This is a genomic window from Streptomyces sp. NPDC001922 (assembly GCF_042891165.1).
Classification (GTDB): Bacteria; Actinomycetota; Actinomycetes; order Streptomycetales; family Streptomycetaceae; genus Streptomyces.
Window position 1 is genome coordinate 1 of record NZ_JBIASV010000005.1, and the last position, 18185, is coordinate 18185.

General features: G+C 71.9%; 18 protein-coding genes and 1 rRNA gene. 15 read left to right on the plus strand and 4 right to left on the minus strand.

Translation table 11 applies throughout. From position 1 onward, the window contains the following. The 10 genes from rrf to ACFYYR_RS09945 form a co-directional block, all read left to right on the plus strand. Positions 1-91, plus strand: a 5S ribosomal RNA gene (gene rrf / locus ACFYYR_RS09900); the annotation flags it as partial. 114 nt (positions 92-205) lie between these two features. Then, complete coding sequence (locus ACFYYR_RS09905; protein WP_388849336.1) at positions 206-853, plus strand: HAD family hydrolase; 648 nt, start codon at positions 206-208, stop codon at positions 851-853. Between the two features lie 43 nt (positions 854-896). Further along, positions 897-2168 carry an MFS transporter gene (locus ACFYYR_RS09910; RefSeq protein ID WP_388849339.1) on the plus strand — a complete coding sequence of 424 codons (1272 nt, stop codon included), beginning with the start codon at positions 897-899 and terminating at the stop codon, positions 2166-2168. Beyond that, positions 2119-3291 (plus strand): acetoin utilization protein AcuC, encoded by a 1173-nt coding sequence (locus ACFYYR_RS09915; RefSeq protein WP_388849342.1) that lies wholly within the window; start codon positions 2119-2121, stop codon positions 3289-3291. The genes ACFYYR_RS09910 and ACFYYR_RS09915 overlap by 50 nt, the downstream gene beginning before the upstream one ends. Before the next feature lie 267 nt (positions 3292-3558). After that, entirely contained in the window at positions 3559-4374 is an 816-nt protein-coding gene (locus tag ACFYYR_RS09920; RefSeq protein ID WP_388849345.1) for a phosphatase, read from the plus strand. Positions 4375-4501: 127 nt separating this feature from the next. After that, positions 4502-4711 carry a helix-turn-helix domain-containing protein gene (locus tag ACFYYR_RS09925; protein WP_351507891.1) on the plus strand — a complete coding sequence of 70 codons (210 nt, stop codon included), beginning with the start codon at positions 4502-4504 and terminating at the stop codon, positions 4709-4711. 111 nt (positions 4712-4822) lie between these two features. Further along, a complete protein-coding gene (locus ACFYYR_RS09930; protein ID WP_003948845.1) occupies positions 4823-4921 on the plus strand; it encodes a 30S ribosomal protein bS22 in 99 nt (32 codons plus the stop codon). A gap of 207 nt (positions 4922-5128) precedes the next feature. Next, entirely contained in the window at positions 5129-6181 is a 1053-nt protein-coding gene (locus tag ACFYYR_RS09935) for an NAD-dependent epimerase/dehydratase family protein (RefSeq protein ID WP_388849348.1), read from the plus strand. Position 6182: 1 nt separating this feature from the next. Then, on the plus strand, positions 6183-7190 hold the full coding sequence (locus tag ACFYYR_RS09940) for a lysophospholipid acyltransferase family protein (RefSeq protein WP_388849350.1): 1008 nt from the start codon (positions 6183-6185) through the stop codon (positions 7188-7190). A 79-nt stretch (positions 7191-7269) separates the two neighbouring features. After that, positions 7270-7695 carry a hypothetical protein gene (locus ACFYYR_RS09945; protein WP_388849352.1) on the plus strand — a complete coding sequence of 142 codons (426 nt, stop codon included), beginning with the start codon at positions 7270-7272 and terminating at the stop codon, positions 7693-7695. A 224-nt stretch (positions 7696-7919) separates the two neighbouring features. On the opposite strand, the gene ACFYYR_RS09950 is transcribed toward ACFYYR_RS09945, so the two are convergent. The 4 genes from ACFYYR_RS09950 to ACFYYR_RS09965 form a co-directional block, all read right to left on the minus strand. Then, on the minus strand, positions 7920-9110 hold the full coding sequence (locus ACFYYR_RS09950) for a DUF5667 domain-containing protein (RefSeq protein ID WP_388849355.1): 1191 nt from the start codon (positions 9108-9110) through the stop codon (positions 7920-7922). A 218-nt stretch (positions 9111-9328) separates the two neighbouring features. Next, a complete protein-coding gene (locus ACFYYR_RS09955) occupies positions 9329-10117 on the minus strand; it encodes an ECF subfamily RNA polymerase sigma factor, BldN family (protein ID WP_351507882.1) in 789 nt (262 codons plus the stop codon). A gap of 488 nt (positions 10118-10605) precedes the next feature. After that, positions 10606-11547 carry an HAD family hydrolase gene (locus tag ACFYYR_RS09960; RefSeq protein ID WP_388849358.1) on the minus strand — a complete coding sequence of 314 codons (942 nt, stop codon included), beginning with the start codon at positions 11545-11547 and terminating at the stop codon, positions 10606-10608. A 141-nt stretch (positions 11548-11688) separates the two neighbouring features. Then, the gene (locus ACFYYR_RS09965; RefSeq protein ID WP_388849361.1) at positions 11689-11967 is read right to left on the minus strand and encodes a glutaredoxin family protein; all 279 of its coding nucleotides are present in this window, start codon (positions 11965-11967) and stop codon (positions 11689-11691) included. Positions 11968-12323: 356 nt separating this feature from the next. Here ACFYYR_RS09965 and ACFYYR_RS09970 point away from each other — a divergent pair, with 356 nt between their 5' ends. The 5 genes from ACFYYR_RS09970 to hemB are packed head-to-tail and all read left to right on the plus strand — an operon-like array spanning position 12324 to position 18097. Next, complete coding sequence (locus tag ACFYYR_RS09970; RefSeq protein WP_388849364.1) at positions 12324-13091, plus strand: redox-sensing transcriptional repressor Rex; 768 nt, start codon at positions 12324-12326, stop codon at positions 13089-13091. Further along, the gene (locus tag ACFYYR_RS09975; RefSeq protein WP_388849367.1) at positions 13088-14434 is read left to right on the plus strand and encodes a glutamyl-tRNA reductase; all 1347 of its coding nucleotides are present in this window, start codon (positions 13088-13090) and stop codon (positions 14432-14434) included. Before ACFYYR_RS09970 ends, ACFYYR_RS09975 begins: the two co-directional genes overlap by 4 nt. Continuing rightward, positions 14431-15450, plus strand: a complete 1020-nt coding sequence (hemC, locus tag ACFYYR_RS09980) for a hydroxymethylbilane synthase (RefSeq protein ID WP_388849370.1) — start codon at positions 14431-14433, stop codon at positions 15448-15450. The genes ACFYYR_RS09975 and hemC overlap by 4 nt, the downstream gene beginning before the upstream one ends. Then, positions 15447-17105 carry a uroporphyrinogen-III synthase gene (locus ACFYYR_RS09985; RefSeq protein WP_388849373.1) on the plus strand — a complete coding sequence of 553 codons (1659 nt, stop codon included), beginning with the start codon at positions 15447-15449 and terminating at the stop codon, positions 17103-17105. Before hemC ends, ACFYYR_RS09985 begins: the two co-directional genes overlap by 4 nt. Next, on the plus strand, positions 17102-18097 hold the full coding sequence (gene hemB, locus ACFYYR_RS09990; protein ID WP_388849376.1) for a porphobilinogen synthase: 996 nt from the start codon (positions 17102-17104) through the stop codon (positions 18095-18097). The genes ACFYYR_RS09985 and hemB overlap by 4 nt, the downstream gene beginning before the upstream one ends. Positions 18098-18185: the final 88 nt, after the last annotated feature.

The following is an 18185-nucleotide window of genomic DNA, read 5'->3' on the forward strand; positions in this document are numbered from 1 at the left end:
GCCCGGTTACATTCCGAACCCGGAAGCTAAGCCTTTCAGCGCCGATGGTACTGCAGGGGGGACCCTGTGGGAGAGTAGGACGCCGCCGAACAATCATTGAGACTCAACCCCCGGGCAGGTGCCCGGGGGTTGAGTCATTTCCGGACCAAGTTGCAGAAGGCGAAAAGCAGGTTCCCGCACTCAGACCTGCGTTTAGGCTTCCCGCATGCGCTACGACTTGGTGATCTTCGACAATGACGGCGTGCTCGTGGACAGCGAGCCGCTCTCCAACGCGATCCTGGCCGGATATCTCACCGAGTTGGGCCACCCCACCACGTACGAGGAGTCGATCCGCGACTACATGGGATCGGCCATGCACCGGATCCACGACCTGGTGCGGGAGCGTTCCGGGAAGCAGCTTCCGGCCGACTTCGACGACGTCTTCCACGCCAAGGTCTTCGACGCATTCCGCCGTGAACTCCAGGCCGTCGCCGGAGTCGAGGAGGTGCTGGAGAAACTGGCGGCGGACTGCGTCCCCGTCTGCCTCGCCTCGTCCGGCAGCCATGACCGGATCCGCGTGGCCCTCCACAAGACCGGGCTGTACGACCGCTTCGGGGAGGAGCGGATCTTCAGCTCGCAGGACGTCGGGCGGGGCAAGCCGGCGCCGGACCTCTTCCTGCATGCCGCCCGCACCATGGGGGTCCTTCCCGAGCGGTGTGCCGTGGTCGAGGACAGCCCGCTCGGGGTGCAGGCCGCGGTCGCGGCCGGGATGGATGTGTACGGCTTCACCGCGATGACGCCGCCCGCCCGGTTCGACGGACGGGCCACCGCACTCTTCTCGGACATGGGAGAGCTGCCGCAACTCCTCCTGTGAACGGCCTACCCAGCGGTAGCGGCGGGCCGTACGCTCCTCGGCCATGGACGCAGCGCTGCGGCACGGCAGGGTCTCGTTGACGGTCGGCTTCCTCGCGCAGGGTGTGGTGTTCGCGCTCCTGGTGACCCGCATTCCGGCGATTCAGGAGCGCTACGGAATGTCCGACGCGCTGCTGCCGGTCTTTCTCGCCGCCGTTCCGGTGCTCGCGGGCGTGGGGAGCGTGGCGACCGAGGGCCTCGTCCGGAGGCTGCGGCCGAGTGCCGTGCTCCGCTGGGCGCAGCCGGTCGTGGCGCTCGCTCTGCTGGCCGTCGGCGCCGGCCGGGACGTTCCGCAACTCATCGCGTCCCTCGCGGTGTTCGGGCTCGCCCTCGGTGCGCTGGACGCCTCCATGAACATGCTCGGCGTCAGTCTTCAGCAGACGTACGGGCGGAGCATCATGCTCGGCTTCCACGCCGCGTACAGCCTCGGCGGCATCCTCGGAGCCTCGCTCGCCTGGGCGGGTGCGCATGGGGAGTTACCGCTCGCCGGGCTCTACGGGCCGGTGGTGGCCGTACTGATCCCGCTGGCGCTCGTCGCGAGCCACTGGTACGCCGACAGCGCGTCCGCCCCCGTCCCGCGGCCCCGTGAACCCGGCTCCGTCGACGTGCCGCTGACGGGGGGACAGGACGAGGGTGCCGCACGGGAGTCCGCGCCGTCGCCCGTCGCGATGCGGGTGCTGATGCCCCTGTGCCTGGTGATGGCCTGTGTCTACATCGGTGACTCCACCGTGGCCAACTGGAGCGCGAAGTACCTCCAGGACGTGCTCGGCAGCTCGGAGCAGCTGGCCACCGTCCCCTACAACGTCTACATGGTCACCACGCTCCTCGGGCGGACGGTCGGCGACCGCGGGGTGCGGCGCTTCGGCGCGGTGCCGGTGGTGCGCGGCGGCACGGTGGTGGCGGCGGCGGGCTTCGCCGTGGTCGCGCTCGCCCCCGGAGCGGCGGCGGGGATGGCCGGCTTCACGCTGCTCGGTGTGGGGCTCTGTGTGATCGTTCCGCAGGCCTTCGCCGCCGCGGGACGCCTCTTCCCGGGCGCGTCGGACGCCGCCGTCGCCCGGCTCAACATCTTCAACTATGTCGGCTTCCTGGTCGGCTCACCGCTCGTGGGCGTGCTGGGAGACGCCTGGAGCTATCGCGGGGCGATGCTCGTGCCGATGGCCCTGGTGCTGGTGACACTCCTGTACGCCCGTTCGTTCGGCGCCGAATCGACCCGATACGGTGGCGAGCATGAGCGGCCGCGCACAGCTGATGTGGGACGAGGCAGTAACGGGCTATGACTTCGGGCCCGGGCACCCGATGGATCCGGTGCGGCTGGGGCTGACCATGCGCCTGGTCGAGGCGTTCGGTCTGGACCGGGCGCTGGACGTGGTGTCCGCCAAGTCCGCCGGTGACTCCACGCTGCGGCTCGTGCACCGCTCGGACTACATCGACGCCGTGCGGCGCGCGTCGGCCGACCCGAAGTCCGCCGAGGCGTCGTACGGCCTGGGCACCGAGGACGACCCCGCGTTCGCCGGCATGCACGAGGCGTCGGCGCTGATCGCCGGGCAGTCGGTCGGGGCGGCGGAGGCCGTCTGGCGCGGCGAGGTCCGGCACGCGGTGAACTTCGCCGGCGGACTGCACCACGCGATGCCCGGCGGGGCGGCCGGGTTCTGCATCTACAACGACGCGGCGCTGGCCATCGCCCGCCTGCTGGAGCTGGGCGCCGAACGCGTCGCCTATGTGGACGTGGACGTGCACCACGGCGACGGCGTCCAGGCCGCCTTCTGGGACGACCCGCGCGTGCTGACCGTCTCGCTCCACGAACACCCCCGGACGCTCTTCCCGCAGACGGGCTGGCCCGAGGAGACGGGCGGCCCGGCCGCCGGGGGCAGCGCGGCCAATATCGCACTCCCGGCCGGGACCGGGGACGAGGGCTGGCTGCGGGCGTTCCACGCGGTGGTGCCGGAGCTGATCGAGGCGTTCGCGCCGCAGGTGCTGGTGACCCAGCACGGGGCGGACACGCATTTCGAGGACCCGCTCGCCCACCTCGCGGTCAGCCTGGACGCCCAGCGGGCGGTGGCGGAGTCCTGTCACGACCTGGCCCACCGGCACGCCGACGGCCGCTGGGTGGCGCTGGGCGGGGGCGGCTACGCGGTCGTGGAGGTGGTGCCCCGCTCCTGGACGCACCTGGTGGCGATCGCCGCCGGACGCCCGATCGCACCGACCACCGAGGTGCCGGAGGAGTGGCGGCACCATGTGTACGCCAAGGCGCGGCAGCCGGCCCCGTACCGGATGACGGACGGGCGGGAGCCGCACTGGCGGGACTTCGAAGGCGGCGGCTACGACCCGGCGGACCGGCTGGACCAGGCGATCCTCGCCACGCGCCGGGCGGTGTTCCCGTCCCACGGGCTGCTGCCGTAGTCCCGTCGTTGCCCTGGCCCCGTCGTTGCCGTGGCCCCGTCAACGCCGCGGTCCCCTCACCGCCCCCGCCCGTGACTGCCGTGGTGCTCTCCTGCTCGCGGCGCGGGCCGGCGACCGGTGCGTTCCTGTCGTCCCCGTCGGCCAGGGGCCCCGTACCGGCCCGGCAACGCGCCCCGCGGTGGCCGTGGTTACGGGTCATCAGGCCGTCGGTGGGGCTTCTCCCCGTTCCCCCGCCGCGGGCGCCCTCTTGTGGCCGGCATCGTGGGCGTGTTGAGTGCTGGAGCGCTGCGTACCCATCTGCTGGAGGCCCGGTTGGCGGGGCCGGTGGCGACCTCACGGGAGACCAGCCTGCGGAGCTACCGGCTCTTCGCCGCCCGTGACCCGAGGGTGCTGCTCGGGCTCGATCCGGAACGGGCCTGGCGGCAGCCGGAACTGCTGCGGCTGATAGCCGACCGGTGCGGTGTCCCGGGCGATCCGGAGCTGGTGTCCGGGCCCGACCGGATCGACCCCGACCGCACCCTGGCCGCTCTCGGGGCGTTCGCCGACCGGCTCCGCGCCGCTGCCCGCGCCCGTGCGCCGGTCCTGCTCGGGACCGGCCACCCACACCGTCTCCTGGGCTTCTACGCCGCGTTGGCCCGCGCTCTCTCGGCGGCGGGATGCCCCGTTCTCACCCCGCCGCAGGGGCGATGTATCGACATAACGACCCGGTTCGGGGTACGCACCCGCACCCTCGCCTACGCACGAGGGGTCGCGTTGGTGTGCGCGGGGCGGGGCGCCGCGGAGGGCTGTGGAACCGGCGTGCACACCCACTCCCCGCTCCCGGTTCGGACCGCCCTCGGGGCTGCCGCCGACGCCGGAGGGCCCCTCCCGGCGCTCGTCGTCGGGGACCACGGCTGGGTCTGCGGAGCAGGTCAGCTGGGGATCGAGGCCATCGGCCCGGCCGACACGGACGACCCGGCGCTGTTCGTCGGCGAGGCCGAGGGGCGGGTGGCGGTGGCTGTTCCGCTTGATGACGCTGTGCGGTCCGGTTACTACCGACCGCTTACTCGCTATGTACTCAATCGAGCGTGTCTGTCACAGTAGGCGGTCGATCGCTACTCCTCTTCCCCACTTGCATCACACGCCCCTAATCTGGGGAGGAGCGCACAGCGACGCGAAGTCACCGGAGGGGAAGCCGGTGACCGTCATGTGCGGAAGGTTCAGGTGTGTCATGGCTGCTGGCGAGAGGCCTCTGAACGAGGTGCAGTTCCTGACTGTGGCGGAAGTCGCCACGGTGATGCGCGTATCCAAGATGACCGTGTACCGGCTGGTGCACAGCGGTCATCTGCCTGCGATCAGGGTGGGGAGGTCCTTCCGGGTGCCGGAGCAGGCGGTGCACGACTATCTCCGTGAGTCCTATGTGGGGGTGGAGACCGCCTGAGGGTGACCCGCGGATTACGCTCCTCACCCGGCGCCGGGTAGGCTGGGCCGACGTAGGTAGTGTGGGCTCGGACGCCCCGCACCGAGTGATTCGAAGTGAGCGAGGGTAGTCGTGGGCTCTGTTATCAAGAAGCGGCGCAAGCGGATGGCGAAGAAGAAGCACCGCAAGCTGCTCAAGCGCACCCGCGTTCAGCGTCGCAACAAGAAGTAAGCGAACGCCGAGCGTGACACGCCGCCCTCCTGCCGTTCCGGTGGGAGGGCGGCGTCGTCGTATCGGGGGAAGGTCGTCCGGCATCCGGCCGAAATGTAGCTCTGTGCATCCTTCGGTCACCACAGCGCAACAACCACCCGATACGGTGACCGCTGCGGGAACAAACACGCCAGCCGCGTCCTGGATGTGGAAGGAAGGCGCTGAATCTTGGGCAAAGTCGTGCTCGTCACCGGTGTCGCCCGGCAGCTCGGGGGACGGTTCGTACGACGCATCCAGCGGGAGCCCGGTGTCGACCGGGTGATCGGAGTGGACGCGGTACGGCCCGAGCACCATCTCGGCAGCGCGGACTTCGTCCGGGCCGACATCCGCCAGCCCACCATCGCCAAGGTCCTCGCCGAGCACGCGGTCGACACCGTGGTGCACATGGACGTCACCGGCACCCCGCTGGGCACCCGCGGCAGCCGGAGCACGATCAAGGAAACGAACGTCATCGGCACCATGCAGCTGCTCGGCGCGTGCCAGAAGGCGCCCTCCGTGCAGCGGCTCGTGGTCAAGTCCAGCACCAGCGTGTACGGCTCGGCGCCGCGCGACCCCGCCGTCTTCACCGAGGGCACGCCACCCAAGTCCTTGCCTAGCGGTGGCTTCGCCAAGGACGCCGTCGAGGTCGAGGGGTACGTCCGCGGCTTCGCCCGCCGCCGCCCCGACGTCGCCGTCTGCGTGCTGCGGTTCGCCAACATCCTCGGACCCCGGGCCGAGTCCCCGCTCATCGACTACTTCTCCCTGCCGGTGCTGCCCACCGTGTTCGGGTACGACCCGCGGCTGCAGTTCGTGCACGAGGACGACGTCGTCGAGGTGCTGCGGATCGCCTCGTCCGAGCCGCGCCGCGGCACGCTCAACAGCGGCACCTTCAACATCGCCGGCGACGGAGTGCTGCTGCTGTCGCAGACCGCGCGGCGGCTCGGCCGCCCCACGGCGCCCGTGCTGCTCCCCGCCGTCACCTGGGTCGGCTCCGCGCTCCGCTCCATCGGCATGACCGACTTCTCCCCGGAGCAGATCCGGCTGCTGACCCACGGCCGGGTGGTGCAGACCACGCAGATGCGGGAGACGCTGGGATTCCGGCCGGAGTACACGACCGCCGAGACCTTCGCCGACTTCGCCCGCAGCCGCGGCCCCGGGCTGCTGCCGCCCGAGGCTCTCGCCCGTACCGTCGACCGGCTCGCGGACCTCGTCTCCGCCGGCCCCAGTGAGGAGCGCACCTGACATGGCCGACGCCAAGGTCATTCCCTTCGGTGACGACCCGAGGTCGCGGCGCGGCAAGCCCAAGCCGAAGTCCCGGGTGAACGGGCGTGCCTCGGGGCCGCTGGCGCCCGTCCCCGAGCAGGCCGCGTCCCCCGATGCGCCGGCGGCGGCCGAGGACGGGCCGCGGAGCGGCCAGTGGGAGCGCCGGCTCGCGCACGGGCTGTCGTTCCTGCGCCGCCGGGTCACCGGGGACTACGAGGTCGACGACTTCGGCTACGACGAGGAGCTCACCGACCAGGTCCTGATGTCCATGCTCCGCCCGGTGTACGACAAGTACTTCCGGGTCGAGGTGAAGGGCATCGAGAACATTCCGGACACCGGTGGCGCGCTGATCGTCGCCAACCACTCCGGGACCCTGCCGCTGGACGGGCTGATGCTCCAGGTCGCGGTGCACGACCACCACCCCGCCGACCGTCATCTGCGGCTGCTCGCCGCCGATCTCGTCTTCATGCTGCCCGTCGTCAACGAGCTGGCGCGCAAGGCGGGACACACCCTGGCGTGCTCCGAGGACGCCCAGCGGCTGCTGGAGCGCGGCGAGGTGGTCGGGGTGATGCCGGAGGGCTTCAAGGGCATCGGCAAGCCCTTCTCCGAGCGGTACAAGTTGCAGCGCTTCGGGCGGGGCGGGTTCGTCTCCACGGCGCTCCAGGCGGGGGCGCCGATCGTGCCGTGCTCGATCGTCGGCGCGGAGGAGATCTACCCGATGATCGGGAACGCCAAGACGCTCGCGCGGCTGCTCGGCTTCCCGTACTTCCCGCTGACGCCGACGTTCCCCTGGCTCGGTCCGCTCGGTGCCGTACCGCTGCCGACGAAGTGGACGATCCAGTTCGGCGAGCCGATCCCGACGGACGGCTATCCGCTGGAGGCCGCCGAGGACCCGATGCTGATGTTCAACCTGACCGACCAGGTCCGGGAAACGATTCAGCACACCCTGTACAAGCTGCTCGTCCAGCGGCGGTCGGTCTTCTTCTGACCTGTTTCTCTGACCTGCGCCCGGTCCCCGCTCGGCGGACGGCCGGGAACGCCGTGTCCGGCAGGGCCGTTCGCCGGATGTGGGAAACGACATCGTCATCATCACGGGGACCCTGGCTGCCCTGGCCGCGGCCGCGTTCCTCGCCGATCGCCTGCTGTTATGGATGGAGCGCCGCGCCTGGATCTACTGGCGCAAGCGCAAGGGGCTGTCGGCGATCGGCGCCGACTTCATGCAGGGCACCAGTCCGCAGGCGCAGGCCAACAAGAAGGCCATGGAGCAGGAACGCGTCCGCAAGAACGTCCGTCCCGCGGAGGAGCCGCCGTTCTCGGTGGACCTGGACGCCGGCGTGGTCCGGCTGCGCCTGACCGAGCACCGGGACGGCGGCGGTGGCGAGGACGGCAGTGGGCGCGGGGGCGGCGGTCGCGAGGAAAGCAGCGGGGGCACGGCCCGCGCGGAGATCAACACCCGGTCCGGGCGCGGCGGCCGTCCCGGGACCGATCACTGACGGACGCCCGGAACGCCTCGGCGCAGAGCCTCCGCACAGCTGCCCGGAACACAGCTGCCCGGAACACAGTCGCCCGGAGCGCAGCCGCGAAGGCACCTGTGCGCAGCCGCCCGTGGCAGTGCCGGCGCAGCGAACGGCGCCCGGTCTCCCGGCGCCGTAGCGCGGGGGACCGGACGCCGTCCGGAGAGGGAGCCGCCGGGCAGGGGCGGCAGGCGCGGTGCCGCCTACCGGGCGTCCTCGCCCTCGATGCCCAGGCCCGGCAGCAGGCCGGGCAGGACGGGCGGCAGCGTGACGTCCGGCTTGGCCGGGGCGCTGCCCTTGCCGCTGTCCCGGCCGGAGGGCGACGGGCTGGCCTTCGGCGGGTCGAGCAGATCGTCGGCGCCGTCGATGAGCCCGCCCTCGGACTGGCGCGACTCCGACGGGTGCGGCTTGCTCTCCTTGCCGCTCCGCCGCTCGGACGGGGCGTCGGACGCGGGCTCGGAGTGCCGTGACCGGGTGTGCGAACCGGTCGGGCCCGAGGAGCGGCCGGAGCCCGTCCGGGCGTCGTCCCCGCCGGGCGGGGTGGGAAGGAGCGACTTCAGCGGGCCGACCTCCTCGTCCATCGCGTCGAAGACCGAACTCACCTGGTCGCCCACGTCGGTGAGCTGGGCGGGCAGCCGGTCGCGGAGCTCCCGCCAACTGCGCCGGTGCGAGGTCGAGAAGGACTCCAGGGTCTGGATCGGACCCAGTGAGCCGTCCTGCGCGTAGGCCTGGGACAGCAGCCGGTGGCCCTCCGAGGCGTCGTGCCGCATGCCGGAGAGTGCCCGGCGGACCTCGCTCAGCGACTCGTGGTCGAGGTCACCGGCGCGGCCGCGCTCCATCAGCCTGCGGGCCTCGTTCATCCGCGTCGAGGCCTGGTCCAGGTACACCTTGCCGCGGTCGGAGTCGCCGTCCGCCAGGCCGCGCTTCATGTCCTCCATGCCGCGCTTGAGCCCGTACAGCGAATCCCCGGGCAGGGCGTCGGAGCTGGCCGCGGCCACACCGCTGAACGCCCCGGCCGCGACACCGACCGTCAGCCCGCCCGCGGCGAGCCCCTTCGACCAGCGGGACCGCGGACGGAGCGACCGGATCGGGCCGGCCCGGTGGGCGCCCCTGCCGGAGCGCTGACCGGGCAGCGTCGGGCCCTCTCTCTCGGTGCCCTCGGCGAGCATCGCCTCCATGGCAGCGACCAGTTGCGCCCGCTGCACCGTCCTGACGTCCGGATCCAGCTCCGGCTTCGGCAGCCGGCCGAGCCCGCCCGCCAGGGCGAGCAGCGTGTCCTGCCGGATGTCCGCCGTCGCCTCGGACCGCTCGGCCGTCCCGTCCTGGTGAGCCTGCTCGTCCAGGACATGGGCGAAGGCGTTCGCCCGCCGGTGCGCCGATACGTTCGCGATCACAGGCGGCACCTCCTCTCGTCATCACCCTCGACTCCCCGGCATGGATGGAAGGTTGCGCACCTTGAGCGCAACCACTCGATCGAGTGAGCAGAAGCGATCAGGGGACGACCAGAGGGAGCCTGCAATCCGGACAACGAGCAGCTCGGCAGTCGGGTTACGCGCGGACGATGATCGGACCGGGGGGTCATGTTGGGTCACCGTAGGGGTTGTCGTGGTGGTCAGCGGGCGTCGTCGGGGAGCAGCCGCGCCAGGGTCCGGACGGCCCGGTACTGGAGCGTCTTGATCGCGCCTTCGTTCTTCCCCATCACCCGGGCGGTCTCCGCGACCGACAGGCCCTGGAGGAACCGCAGGGTCACGCACTCCTGCTGCTGCGGGTTGAGCTTGCGGACGGCCTCCAGCAGGGCCGCGTTGGACAGCGATTCGAGGACCGAGTCCTCGGGGCTGCGCTCGACCTCGTTGGCGTCGAGCATCTCGCCGGTGGTGATCTCGAGGCGGAACCGGCTGGACTTGAAGTGGTCGGCGACGAGGTTGCGGGCGATCGTCACCAGCCAGGCGCCGAAGTCGCGGCCCTGCCAGGTGAAGGTGCCGATCCGGCGCAGGGCGCGCAGGAACGTCTCGCTGGTGAGGTCCTCCGCGGTGGCCTTGCCGCCCACCCGGTAGTAGATGTACCGGTACACGGTGTCGGCGTACTGGTCGTAGAGGCGGCCGAAGGCCTCGGCCTCGCCGGCCTGGGCGCGTTCGACGAGGTCCATCATGCGACGGCTGTCGCTGTCGGCGGCGGGGCGGCGAGCGGCGGGGGCGCCGGTCCGGGTGCGTCGGCCGACCGCGGCGGTGCGCTCGGCGAGGGCGTAGGCGGGGCCGACGGGTCCGGTGGGTCCGGCGGCAGGGACAGGCACGGCGAAGGCGGGGACGGCGTACGCGGCGGGGACGAAGCCGCGCAGATGGTCGGCGACCGTCGCGCGGAGCGTAGCCAGGCCCGAGGCGTCAACCCCGACGTGTGGGTACACGGGACTCCCAGAGGCAGAGCTTCCATCACGTGCAGTACGGATACATTCACCCGTCGTAGCGACGTGTGGATACCCGTTTGCGTCTGAGGAGAATAACGCTTCGTACAGGCAGCGCTACACCGAGTTGCTCAAATCACCGCTTCGGAGCGCTCTGTTACGGGTTGATGACCGATTGCATAGAGAATGCGGCACGCAGAATGATCGGATCTCTGCGTAAATTGCTCGATCGCGGGTCAACTTGTGGCGATGCGGCGGCATTGGGACTGGCGGGGAGCCGCGGGGGGTAAGAAGGCCGGAATGGCCGCGCGTCGCACCGGCGCAGCGCGGCCGGGCCGGATCGGGCGGTGCGGTCCGCGGGGCCGGCGCCCGGGGCGGGGCCGGATCTCCGGGCGGGAGGGGGCTGTTCCTCGTCTCCGCAGGTCGTTACGGCGGGACGGTGATCGGACCGCCGTGGCCGGGGACCGGCGGCGGGGTGCGGAGCGGGTGCGTCAGCGGCGGCGGCGCTGGAGGGCGACCGCGGCGGCCGCTCCGCCGGCCAGTGCGCCGACTCCGGCGGCGGCCGGGATGCCGACCTTCGCCGCCTTGCGGCCCGTGCGGTAGTCGCGCAGCCGCCAGCCGTGCTCGCGGGCGTGTTTGCGCAGCCGCGTGTCCGGGTTGATCGCGTACGGGTGCCCGACGATCGACAGCATCGGGATGTCGTTGGCGGAGTCGCTGTACGCGGCGCAGCGCGAGAGCTCGAGCCCCTCGGCGCCGGCCAGGGCCCGTACCGCCTCGGCCTTCGCCGGGCCGTGCAGCGGTTCGCCGACGAGTTTGCCGGTGTAGATGCCGTCGAGGGACTCGGCGACGGTGCCGAGGGCGCCGGTCAGGCCGAGCCGGCGGGCGATGATCGTCGCGGTCTCCACCGGGGCGGCGGTGACCAGCCAGACCTTCTGGCCCGCGTCGAGGTGGGCCTGGGCGAGGGCGCGGGTGCCCGGCCAGATCCGCTCCGCCATGTACTCGTCGTAGATCTCCTCGCCCATCTCCATGAGCTCGGAGACCCGGTGGCCCTTCACGATGGACAGCGCGCTGTTGCGGGCGTCCTCCATGTGGGCCGGGTCCTCCACGCCCGCCAGCCGGAACCACGCCTGCTGCCAGGCGAAGCGGGCCAGCTCGCGCTTCTGGAAGAAGCGGCGCTTGTAGAGGCCGCGGCCGAAGTGGAAGAGGGCCGCGCCCTGCATGACGGTGTTGTCGAGGTCGAAGAAGGCGGCGGCCAGGCGGTCCCCCGCGACGGGGAACTCCGGCTCGCCGGCGGCCTCGGCGCTCTCGCTGCCGGCGTCCGGCGCGGCGTCGAGCGAGGACTTGCGGGCTGCCTCGGCAGCCGCCTCGCCTGCCAGCACGCTGCGTGCCGTGGCGGAGCGCCTTCGCGGTGTGAGCCATCCCAGTGCGGCCATGACGTGAGCATAGCCAGTGACCTCCGCCAAACCGGAGTCGGGAGGATTCGGGCGCGTGAACTTCCTGCGGCAGTTCTGTTTCCGGTCCGTGTGCCTGCTGTGCCGGTGTGTGATCACCGGCCGCCCGTCGCCGGACGGGCCTCAGCCGCCCAGGGCCGTGCGCAGCCGCTTCGGGTCGACCCGCCAGAAGTCGTGCTGGGCGCCGTCGACGAGGACGACCGGGATCTGCTCCCAGTACTTGCGGTGCAGTTCCGCGTCCTCGGTGATGTCCTTCTCCTCCCAGGCCGCCCCCAGTTCCGCGCAGACGGCGACGATCACCTTCCGGGCGTCGTCGCAGAGGTGGCAGCCGGGTTTGCCGATCAGGGTGACGGTGCTGTCGGCGGGGTTCTTGCGGGGCGTGCGGCGCAGCAGCGGGCTCATGACTGCATTGTGCAGCGCGCGGACGTGCGCCGGGGTGCGGCCTCCGGTTGGATGGCGGCATGGACGATTCAGGTGGTTCGGGGGCAAAGTCGTAGGGAACGTGGCCACGCACCCTTGCCGGCCGCGGGTCCGTCCCGGTGGCCGCGGGTGGGGTTCCCTCCCGGCGGCGACCGGGGGAGATCTGCCTTGTGGGCGGTTCCGCGATCATGAGATCGATACGCGTGACCCCGGTCACTTTGGTCGGACAAAGCGGACACCATCTTTGTGCACGCGTTCACAAAGACATAGCCTGCTGTCGACGGGGTGGCCCTGGGACGTGTGGCCGCCTGCAGCCCCGCTCTACCCGCAGGAGCACCGTGGCAACTGGCCGAACTCACCGACCGGCGACCCGTAGCCGAGGGATTCCCGAGGCCACCGTCGCCCGGCTTCCGCTGTATCTGCGTGCGCTGACGGCGCTGTCCGAGCGTTCGGTTCCCACGGTCTCGTCGGAGGAGCTCGCGACCGCGGCCGGGGTGAACTCCGCCAAGCTCCGCAAGGACTTCTCCTACCTCGGCTCGTACGGCACCCGGGGTGTCGGCTACGACGTCGAGTACCTCGTCTACCAGATCTCGCGCGAGCTCGGCCTGACCCAGGACTGGCCGGTCGTGATCGTCGGTATCGGTAACCTCGGCGCCGCCCTCGCGGGCTACGGCGGCTTCGCCTCGCGCGGCTTCCGGGTCGCCGCGCTGATCGACGCCGATCCTGCGATGGCCGGCAAGCCGATCGCCGGGCTGCCCGTCCGCCACACCGACGAGCTCGAAGCGATCATCAACGACAACGGCGTCTCCATCGGGGTCATCGCCACCCCGGCCGGCGCCGCCCAGCAGGTCTGCGACCGGCTCGTCGCCGCCGGCGTGACCTCCATCCTCAACTTCGCCCCCACGGTGCTGTCGGTGCCGGACGGGGTGGACGTCCGCAAGGTCGACCTCTCGATCGAACTCCAGATCCTCGCCTTCCACGAGCAGCGGAAGGCGGGCGAGGACGGCGCGCACGAGGGCGCCGTGGCGCCGCCGCCGCTGCGCGCCGGAGCCGACGGGGGCCGGAAGGGGCCCGACGGGGACGTGCCCGCCGTGATGCCGGCATGAGTCTTCTGGTCGTCGGACTGAGCCACCGCAGCGCGCCGGTGAGCGTGCTGGAGCGGGCCGCCCTCGCCGCGGACACGCAGGCCAAGCTGCTGCAGGACACGCTCGCCGCCGAGCCGGCGGCCGAGGCCGCGGTGCTCGCCACCTGCAACCGCATCGAGCTCTACGCCGACGTGGACAAGTTCCACGCCGGTGTCGCCGAGCTGTCCACGCTGCTCTCCGTGCACTGCGGAGTCGGCATCGACGAGCTCACCCCGTACCTCTACGTGCACTACGAGGACCGGGCCGTCCACCACCTGTTCTCGGTGGCCTGCGGCCTGGACTCGATGGTCGTCGGCGAGGGCCAGATCCTCGGTCAGATGAAGGACGCGCTCGCGCTCGGCCAGGAGCTGCACAGCGCCGGGCGGCTGCTGAACGACCTCTTCCAGCAGGCGCTGCGGGTCGGCAAGCGGGCGCACAGCGAAACCGGGATCGACCGGGCCGGTCAGTCGCTGGTCACCTTCGGTCTCGAACAGCTCGCCGCGGGCGGCTCCGTCGAGCAGTGGGCGTCCGGCAAGCGCGCCCTGGTGATCGGCGCCGGATCGATGTCCTCGCTGGCCGCGACCACACTCGCCCGCGCGGGTGTCGTGGAACTGGTGATCGCCAACCGAACAATCGACCGTGCCGAGCGGCTGGCCGGCGCGCTCGCCGACCAGACCGGCCCCGGCCTCACGGCGCGCGCCGTACCGATGGACGAGGTCCCGGGCGAGCTGGCCCGCGCCGACCTCACCGTCTCCTGCACCGGCGCGACCGGGCTGGTGCTCACCGGCGAGGCCGTCGCCACCGCGGCCGCGGGCCGCACCGGGGAGAGCTTCCTGCTCGACCTGGCGATGCCGCGGGACATCGACCCGGCGGCGCACCGCGTCGACGGCGTCCGGCTGGTGGACATAGAAACCCTCGCCGAGGCCTCCGCCGACGCGCCCATGGCCGCCGATGTGGACCGGGTCCGGGGCATCGTCTCCGAGGAGGTCGCCGCGTTCGGCGCCGCTCAGCGAGCCGCTCACATCACCCCCACCGTCGTCGCCCTGCGGACCATGGCCGCCGATGTCGTCGCGAGCGAGATCGCCCGCCTCGACGGCCGCCTCCCCGGGCTGGACGACAAGCAGCGCGCCGAGATCACCCAGACCGTGCGCCGCGTCGTCGACAAGCTGCTGCACGCGCCCACCGTGCGGGTCAAGCAGCTCGCGGGCGAGCCCGGCGGCGCCGGGTACGCGGACGCGCTGCGGGAACTCTTCGACCTCGACCCGCAGGCGGTTGCCGCCGTCAGCCGGGCCGACAGCACCGACCCCGGACAGGAGCGGGCATGAACGACACCACCCCCTCCACCACCTCGCGCGAAGCGGCCGGCTCCGGCAGCGGTCCGCTCCGCCTGGGCACCCGTCGCTCCACGCTGGCCATGGCCCAGTCCGGGCAGGTCGCGGACGCCGTCCGCCGGCTCACCGGACGCCCGGTCGAGCTGGTCGAGATCACCACGTACGGCGACACCTCACGGGAGCAGCTGGCGCAGATCGGCGGCACCGGGGTCTTCGTGACCGCGCTGCGCGACGCGCTGCTGCGCGGCGAGATCGACTTCGCCGTGCACTCGCTCAAGGACCTGCCGACCACGCAGCCCGAGGAGCTCGTGATCGCCGCCGTGCCGCCGCGCGAGGACCCGCGGGACGCCCTCGTCGCCCGCGACGGCCTCACGTTCGAGCAGCTGGCGGAGGAGTCCCGGAAGGCTCCGGTCCGCATCGGCACCGGCTCCCCGCGCCGGATGGCGCAGCTCAACGCGTGGGCCCGCACCCTGGGCCGCGACATAGAAACCGTTCCGATACGCGGCAACGTCGACACCCGTATCGGATACGTGCGCTCCGGCAAGCTGGACGGCGTCGTCCTCGCTGCCGCCGGGCTCACCCGGATCGGCCGTATCGACGAGGCGACTGAGAAGCTGCCCGTCGACAACGTTCTGCCCGCCCCCGGCCAGGGGGCACTGGCGGTCGAGTGTTCCGCGTCCGACGCGGGCCTCGCCGCCCGGCTCGCCGAGCTCGACGACCCGTACACCCGGGCCGCCGTGACCGCCGAGCGATCCCTGCTCGCCGCCCTGGAGGCCGGCTGCAGCGCACCTGTGGGGGCGCTGGCCGACCTTTTGGCCGACGGGCAGGTTGTCACCGAAATGCGCCTGCGCGGCGTCGTCGGCACCACCGACGGCAAGACGCTGGTGCAGCTGTCCACCACCGCTCCCGTACCCGCGTCCCACGACGACGCCCTGCAGCTCGGCAGTGAACTCGCCGCCGAACTGCTCGCCAAGGGTGCGGCCGGTCTGATGGGGGAGCGAGCACTTTGAGCCCCACTGCCGCAAAGATCCAACGAGCACCACAGGCTGGTCTCGGTCACGTCACCTTCCTCGGTGCCGGACCCGGAGATCCGGGACTGCTGACGCTGCGCGCCGTCGAGGCGCTGGCGAACGCGGACACGCTGATCGCCGATCCCCAGGTGCTCGACGTAGTGCGTACGCACGCCAGGGCAGGGGTGGACATCCCGCAAGCGGGGCATGACGAGCCGTCAGCCTCCGCGACGGATCCCGCCTCGGGGGATGCCGCCAATCTTGTCATGGGGGCCGCACGGGGCGGCAAGCGGGTCGTGCGGGCGGTCGCGGGCGACCCCGGCATGGACTGCGACGCCGCCGCCGAGATGCTCGCCTGCGCCGCCGAGAACATTCCGTTCGAGGTGGTGCCCGGAGTGGCGACCGCGGTGGGTGTACCCGCGTACGCCGGTGTGCCGCTGCGCAACGGGACCGGCGCCGACGTCCGCTTCCTGGACGCCCGGACCGCCACCGAGCGGTCCTGGAGCGAGGTCGGCACCAGCGACGCCACCGCCGTCGTCTCCACCACGCTGGACTCGGTCGCCTCGGCCGCCGGTGAACTCGTCGCCGCCGGACGGAAGCCGGACACCCCGATGACGGTCACCGTCGCCGGCACGACCACCCGGCAGCGCACCTGGACCGCCACGCTGGGCACGGTCGCCCAGGTGCTGAAGTCCGCGAAGGTGCTGCCGTCGCCGGACGGCGGGCAGTCCGTGATAGCCGTCGTCGGCGAGCACAGTGCGGCGGAACGGCGCGACCAGCTCTCCTGGTTCGAGTCGAAGCCGCTGTTCGGCTGGAAGGTCCTGGTCCCGCGGACCAAGGAGCAGGCCGCCTCGCTCTCCGACCAGCTGCGCAGCTACGGCGCGGTGCCGCACGAGGTGCCCACCATCGCCGTCGAGCCGCCGCGCACCCCGCAGCAGATGGAGCGCGCGGTCAAGGGCCTGGTCACCGGCCGCTACGAGTGGATCGCCTTCACCTCGGTCAACGCCGTGAAGGCCGTCCGGGAGAAGTTCGAGGAGTACGGGCTCGACGCCCGCGCCTTCGCCGGGATCAAGGTCGCGGCCGTGGGCGAGCAGACCGCCAAGGCGCTGGTCGACTTCGGCGTGAAGCCGGACCTGGTGCCCAGCGGCGAGCAGTCGGCGGCGGGCCTGCTGGAGGACTGGCCGCCGTACGACCCGGTCTTCGACCCGATCGACCGGGTGTTCCTGCCGCGCGCCGACATCGCCACCGAGACCCTGGTGGCCGGTCTGATCGAGCTGGGCTGGGAGGTGGACGACGTCACGGCCTACCGGACCGTGCGCGCCTCGCCGCCGCCGGCCGAGACCCGTGAGGCGATCAAGGGCGGCGGGTTCGACGCGGTCCTGTTCACCTCGTCCTCCACGGTGCGGAACCTCGTCGGCATCGCCGGCAAGCCGCACAACGTCACCGTCATCGCCTGCATCGGCCCGGCCACCGCGAAGACCGCGGAGGAGCACGGCCTGCGCGTGGACGTCCTGTCGCCCGAGCCGTCGGTGCACAAGCTGGCCGAGGCGCTCGCGGACTTCGGCGCCAAGCGCCGGGACGCCGCCGTCGAGGCGGGCGAACACGTCACCAGGCCGAGCGAGCGCCGGCCCGGATCGCGCAGGAGGCGCACGTGAGTGTTTACGGAAGCTTTCCCGGGGCCCGTCCCCGACGGCTCCGTACCACCCCGGCCATGCGACGCATGGTGGCCGAGACACGGCTGCACCCGGCCGAGCTGATCCTTCCCGCCTTCGTGCGGGAGGGCATCAGCGCGCCGGTGCCGATCTCGGCGATGCCGGGCGTCGTGCAGCACACCCGCAACACCCTGCGGAAGGCCGCCGCGGAGGCGGTCGAGGCCGGGGTCGGCGGGCTCATGCTGTTCGGCATCCCGGAGGCCAAGGACGCGGTCGGCAGCCAGGGCACGGACCCGAACGGGATCCTCCAGGTCGCCATCCGGGACGTGAAGGCCGAGGTCGGCGACGACCTCGTCGTCATGTCCGACCTGTGCCTGGACGAGTACACCGACCACGGCCACTGCGGCGTGCTGGACGACGACGGCCGGGTCGACAACGACTCGACGCTGGAGCGCTACGCCGAGATGGCGCGGGTGCAGGCGGACGCGGGCGTCCATGTGGTGGGCCCGAGCGGCATGATGGACGGCCAGGTCGGGGTGATCCGCGAAGCGCTGGACGGCACCGGGCACCAGGACGTCGCGATCCTCGCCTACACCGCGAAGTACACCTCGGCGTTCTACGGGCCGTTCCGCGAGGCCGTCGCCTCGTCGCTGAAGGGCGACCGGAAGACGTACCAGCAGGACCCGGCCAACGCGCGGGAGTCGCTGCGGGAGCTGGCGCTCGACCTCGAAGAGGGCGCCGACATGGTGATGGTGAAGCCGGCGCTGCCGTACCTGGACATCCTGCGGCAGATCGCGGACACGGTGGACGTGCCGGTCTCCGCGTACCAGATCTCCGGTGAGTACGCGATGATCGAGGCCGCGGCCGAGAAGGGCTGGATCGAGCGGGACCGCGCGATCATGGAGACCCTGACCGGGATCAAGCGCGCGGGCGCGGGCACGATCCTGACGTACTGGGCGACCGAGGTCGCGCGGCGGTTGCAGCGCGGGGAGTAGTTCTCCCGGCCGGGATCGCGGGATCGCGGGATGTGAACGGGAATGTGAACGACGGCGGCGCTCCGTACTCGGTACGGGGCGCCGCCGT